Here is a 5,392-nt window from a genome sequence, read left to right as displayed (position 1 = left end):
CCGTTGCGGTGCACGACGATGAGGGAGAAGCCGGTGCGGGCCACTGTGTCGTAGTCATGGCCGGCGTCGGCGGGAAACGCGAAGAACAGGACGAAGGGCTCAGCCAGGTCTGCGTTGACGGTCCGGTGCCCCCATCCAGGCGGGACGTACGCCACGCTTCCCGCCTCCATGGGAACGGCCCGTGCTTCTCCCTGTTCGGACTGCATGATGAGAAAGCCGCGGCCCCGGAGGGCCGCGTACACCTCCGCGGTGTGCCGCCGTACGTGGAAATGCCCCTTTGTCATGAAGTGCTCGACCCCGATCAGGCCGGGATGGATGACGGTGACGCCGTAGGCAAGCTCGCCCGCCTCGTCCGGTACCGGGGCTTCGAACGTTTCATAGATGACGGGGTCCCCACGGCTCACGAGAACCTCAAGAGCGGCAGGGTCAACGACGTACCCGCGCAGATCGTGTGCCCGCCGTGGGTGGCGGCGGGCGTCCGACAGCAGCCGTTCGGGGTCGTCCGGCCGCAGCGCGCGCAGCAGGATCGGATCGTCCAAGGGTTGCGCCCCGCCTTCACAGCAGCTCGAGCCGCACGTGCTTCGTCAGGAGGTACTCCTCCAGGCCCTGGTGCGCCAGTTCGAGCCCCAGCCCGCTCTCCTTCCACCCTCCGTACGGGAAGGGGACCTCGCCCCCCGCCACGTTGTTGACACCCACCGTCCCGGCCTCCAGGCGCTCCCCGACCTCTATGGCCGTCTTCAGGCTGCTGGTGTACATATAGGCCACCAGGCCATAGGGACTTTCGTTGGCCAGCCGCACCGCCTCGTCCGCCGTGCTGAAGCGCATGATGGGGGCGACCGGGCCGAAGGTCTCCTCCCTCATCACCCGCATGGAGTGGTCGACGTCCACGAGCACCGTCGGCAGGTAGAAGTACCCCCGCTCAAAGTCGCGCCCCGGCGGCCGTGTGCCCCCGTAGGCCACCTGCGCACCGCGAGCCCTGGCGTCCTCGACGTGGGCGATGGTCTTCTCCAGGCCGTCTCGGGTCGTCATCGGGCCGAGGTCCGGGTCGTCCAGCCCCCTGCCGATGGTCAACTGGCGGGTACGTTCCAGGAACGCTTCGACGAAGGCGTCGTAGATGTCGGCGTGGACGTAGATCCGGTTGATCGCGTTGCAGATCTGCCCCATATTCCGAAAGGAGCGGTAGACGGCTCCTTTCACTGCCGCTTCGAGGTTTGCGTCCGGGAAGACCAAGAGCGGGCAGTGCCCTCCCAGTTCCAGGGAGATGCGCTTGACGCCGTCGGCGGCCATGCGCATGATGGCCTTTCCCGTTTCCGTCTCGCCGGTGAAGCCGATCTTGCGGATGAGCGGATGCCGAACGAGGTGGGCACCCACCGTGCTACCGGGGCCGATGACGATGTTCAGGGCACCGTCCGGCAAGCCGGCCTCTGCCAGGCACCGCAGGAAGTGGGTGACGGCCACCGGCGTAACGGACGGTGGCTTGACCACGACCGTGCACCCGGCCGCCAGCGCAGGGGCAACCTTCCACGATAGCAACAGAACCGGGTAGTTCCACGGTCCGATGGCGGCAACCGGCCCGACCGGCTGGCGGATCACCAGGCTGCGGCGGGCGGGGTTGTCGTTTGGGATGACCTCGCCGTAGATCCGGCGCGCCTCCTCGCTGTAGTACTCCAGAGCATCGATGCTGGCCTTGATCTCGCCCCGGGCTTCGCTGATGGGCTTGCCTTGTTCGAGGGTGAGCCATCGGGCGATCTCCTCGAGGCGTTGGCGCGCCAGCGTGGCCGCTTTGCGCAGCACCTGGGAGCGCGCGGAAGGCGCGGTCTTGGACCACTCGGCAAACGCGAGGCTGGCCGCTTCAACCGCCCGGTCCACGTCCTGTTCTCCAGCCAGGCATGCCCGAGCGACCGCCTCTTCCGTCGACGGGTCGATGACCTCGATCTCTCGGCCAGCGGCGCCGCCGGTCCAGGCTCCGTTGATCAGTAACTTCACGTGTTCCACCACGGCGTCCCCTTTCCTGACGAAATGCCTATCGTTAAGGGCCGGCCGTCGGGTCGACCACGACCTTGATGGCCTCCCCACTGCGGGCGCGGCCAAGAGCAGCGTGGATTGCCGCCAGCGGGAACCTGTCGGATATGAAGGCGCGCAACTTGAGCCGCCCGGAGCTGGCCAGTTCCATGGTCCGGCGGTATTGAAAGACGCTGGAGCCCGTCGTCCCCGTGAGGGTGAGCTGTCGGTAGTGAACGCGATTGGTGTCCAGCAAGGCCGATCCGGCCGACCCGGGGAGCCCCGCGAACAGGTTGATCCGCCCGCGAACCGCGGCCACCTCGAGGGCCTGGCTCTGGGCCTCCGGGGACGGGACCGCCACCACCACGACGTCGAAGCCTCGCCCCCCCGTAAAGCGCTGGGAGGCGCTCCCTACGTCATTGGGCTCCACGGCGCCGTCGGCGCCAAATGAGAGCGCCTGCCTCCTGCGGTTCTCCAGCGGGTCGACGGCCACCACCACCGAAGCGCCCAGCGCCCGGGCCATCTGAACGTGCATGAGGCCCATGGGGCCCGCGCCGAAGATCAGCACCCTGTCTCCCCCGCCGGTTTCGACGGCCTCGTGGGCGTTGAAGACGCAGGACATGGGCTCGACCAACGCAGCCTCTTCGAAGGAGAGGTCGTCCGGGATGGGCGTGGCCTGACCCCGCCGGACAGCGGCCTGTGGGATGCGCACGTACTCGGCCAGCCCGCCGTCCCGCGTGATCCCGAGGGCCTCGTAGTGCGGGCAGAGGTGATCCAGGCCCTGGACGCACACTTCACACTGTCCGCAGCCGATGTTCGGGGCCACGCTCATGCGCTGTCCAATGGCGACCGGGGGGTCCGCGGAGGTGGAGGCCACCACGACCCCCGCCAGCTCGTGCCCCAGGACGCGACGCGTGCCGGGAGGAATCTTGAAGTGGCCGTTTGCCACGATTTTGAGATCCGTGGCGCAGATGGAGGCGGCGTGCACGCGCAGGACCAGTTCTCCCTCGCCGGGCAACGGTCGCTCCACCGTCTGTAACTCGATCTGCCCGGGCTTTTCGAAGACGGCCGCACGCATGGTGTCGCCCATTGCCAGGATCTTCCTTTCATCCCCCGCCGGGCCGCGGCTCGCCCTGCGCGGGCTCGGCCGGCTGCAGTGAGCTGTGGCTGACCTCGACGGGCTGGCCGCTGAGCAGCGAGGTGCGCGCCGCAAGCACCGCCTCCAGCGCCCTGAGCCCATCCAGGGCCGTCACCCGAGGGGGTTCGCCCGTGCGGATGCAGCGTACGAAGTGGCGATCCTCCTCGAGGTAGCCGCTGCGGTGGCGGTCTCGCCAGCTCCGGAAAGCATGGGCGATCACCTGCCCGTCCTTCGTGCAGCGCACCACCGTACCCTGAGGAATGGCCCCGACGGTGACGACCCCTTCGGTTCCCAGCACTTCGACCCGGGCGTCGTACCCGTACTCCACGGGGCAGGCGCCGTCGACCACGCCCAGCGCTTCGCTCTCCATCTCAACCGACACCACGGCCACGTCGTAGAAGTCGCGGTGCTTTTGGAGGACCTCCCGGGCCTTCCTTGCCTTTGCGCGGGCGAACACCAACCGGTACTCGCTGCCGGTCAACCACCGGACGGTGTCGAAATCGTGGCTGTTCACCTCGGCCAGCATGCCGTTGCTCTTCGCGGTCTCCCAGGCCCAAGGGGGCGGCAGCCCCGGCCCGCGGGTGGTTGAGCGGATGAACATCACCTCGCCGATGCGGCCGGATTCGACGTGGGCCCGCGCCTCCAGGAACTCCTCGTCGAACCGCCGCATGAAACCCATCTGGAAGAAGACACCCGAACGCTGCACCGCTTTTATGATGTCGAGGGCATCCTCTACGCTGATGGCCATCGGCTTTTCGCAGAAGATGTGCTTGCGTGCGCGAGCGGCCTCGACGGCGAGGTCGCGGTGCGTGTATGTGGGCGTCGCAATGCAGACGGCGTCGAACTCCACCGCGTTGAGGGCCTCTGTCAGGGAGCCAAAGTGGCACTCCACGCCCAGCTCCCGTGCGGCTGCTGCCCGGCTCTCCTCGACGGCGTCCACCACCGCCACGAGGCGGGCGTCGGGAATGAACTGTACGAAGTTTCGCCCGTGCACGAGCCCGGCCCGGCCGGCGCCGACCAGACAAATGCGAACCGGCTCAGCACCCATCCTCTCCATCGCCCCTCCATGCCCGTTGGGATCCCGCCTGCTTACCAGCAGCCCAGCGCGTAACCGCCGCTGACCTGCACAATCGCTCCGGTGATGAAGGAGGCTTCGGAGGATGCAAGAAACGCGATGGCTCTTGCGACCTCCTCCGGCCTGCCCGCCCGGCCCATGGGAACAACCCGTGCCACGTCGCCTGCACCGCCGCAAACCGGTGCTCCACCGGCCTCGAGCATCGCCGTAGCGACCTTCCCCGGTATCACGGCGTTGACCCGGATGCCCCGGGGACCAAGCTCCCGGGCGAGCGCCCGGGTGAATCCCACGATCCCGGCCTTGGCCGCCGCATAGTGAACGCCGCTCGTGCCACCGGTTATGGCCGACGTGGACGAGACGTTGACAATGGCCGCCTGCGGGCTCTTCAGCAGCCACGGCAGCGCCGCCCGCGTGCACAAGAACGCCCCGGTCAGGTGAACGCCCAGCATTCGGTTCCAGCGCCGTTCGTCGAGCGCTTCGAAGGCAGCCGGGTCGAAGTGGCCCGCGTTGTTGACGAGAACGTCGAGCCTTCCCCAGCGCTGACTGACCGCCGCCACCAGGACGCTCACCTGAGCCGGGTCTGCCACGTCAGCCCGAAACGCTTCAGCCATGCCTCCCGCGCAGCGGATGTCATCGACCAGTTGCCGGGCCTCCCGCTCCGACTCGAGAAACCCCACCGCGACGGCCAGCCCTCTGGAGGCCAGCGCCCGGCAGGTGGCCGCCCCGATGCCGCGCGAGCCGCCCGTCACGAGCGCGACTGGCCGAGGTAGCGCGCAAACCGTGGCCCCGCCCACGCTGGCGTTCACGTCCTCACGCGAGTACCTGCTCGAGGTCTTTCAAGCGGCGGATGGAGAGCTCGGCGTACCGGTCATGAAAGCCCGCCTGCATTTTCAACCGGGCAGCGACGTACGGGTCGGGAACCGGAGGAAGCGGTTCGAGAACCAGGGCGCCTCGATACTCGATGTCCTTGAGCGCCTGCAGGATGGCCCTGAAGTTCGTATGCCCCTGGCCCACTGCCTGGCGGTTGCTGTCTGCCACGTGGAAGTTGACGGCTCGAAGCCAGGTTGTGCCGCGCTTGTCATTTGGGGCGGGGGGCCTGCGGCCCCTGCCGCCCCACCCCCGTGATGCCCCAGGCAGGCGCTGTGACGGCCGGGACCTTCTCCAGCTGTGGGTCATCG

Annotated in this window: 6 protein-coding genes; all 6 read right to left on the bottom strand. The window is 68.1% G+C overall.

Going from position 1 to position 5,392, the window contains the following annotated elements:
- Nucleotides 1-539 (bottom strand): glucose-6-phosphate isomerase family protein (locus AB1609_14920; GenBank protein MEW6047750.1); only part of this gene is annotated, 539 nt, incomplete at its 3' end.
- Between the two features lie 16 nt (nt 540-555).
- The gene (locus AB1609_14915; GenBank protein MEW6047749.1) at nt 556-1,995 is read right to left on the bottom strand and encodes an NAD-dependent succinate-semialdehyde dehydrogenase; all 1,440 of its coding nucleotides are present in this window, start codon (nt 1,993-1,995) and stop codon (nt 556-558) included.
- 34 nt (nt 1,996-2,029) lie between these two features.
- Nucleotides 2,030-3,091: an alcohol dehydrogenase catalytic domain-containing protein gene (locus tag AB1609_14910; protein MEW6047748.1), complete on the bottom strand. Its 1,062-nt coding sequence runs from the start codon at nt 3,089-3,091 to the stop codon at nt 2,030-2,032.
- Nucleotides 3,092-3,107: 16 nt separating this feature from the next.
- Nucleotides 3,108-4,187: a Gfo/Idh/MocA family oxidoreductase gene (locus AB1609_14905; GenBank protein ID MEW6047747.1), complete on the bottom strand. Its 1,080-nt coding sequence runs from the start codon at nt 4,185-4,187 to the stop codon at nt 3,108-3,110.
- Between the two features lie 41 nt (nt 4,188-4,228).
- Nucleotides 4,229-5,020, bottom strand: a complete 792-nt coding sequence (locus AB1609_14900) for an SDR family NAD(P)-dependent oxidoreductase (GenBank protein MEW6047746.1) — start codon at nt 5,018-5,020, stop codon at nt 4,229-4,231.
- Nucleotides 5,021-5,024: 4 nt separating this feature from the next.
- Complete coding sequence (locus AB1609_14895; protein ID MEW6047745.1) at nt 5,025-5,252, bottom strand: hypothetical protein; 228 nt, start codon at nt 5,250-5,252, stop codon at nt 5,025-5,027.
- Between the last annotated feature and the right edge of the window lie 140 nt (nt 5,253-5,392).

The sequence above is a fragment of the Bacillota bacterium genome (genome assembly GCA_040754675.1).
Taxonomy (GTDB): domain Bacteria; phylum Bacillota; class Limnochordia; order Limnochordales; family Geochordaceae; genus Geochorda.
This window is presented reverse-complemented; position numbering and strand designations above follow the sequence as displayed.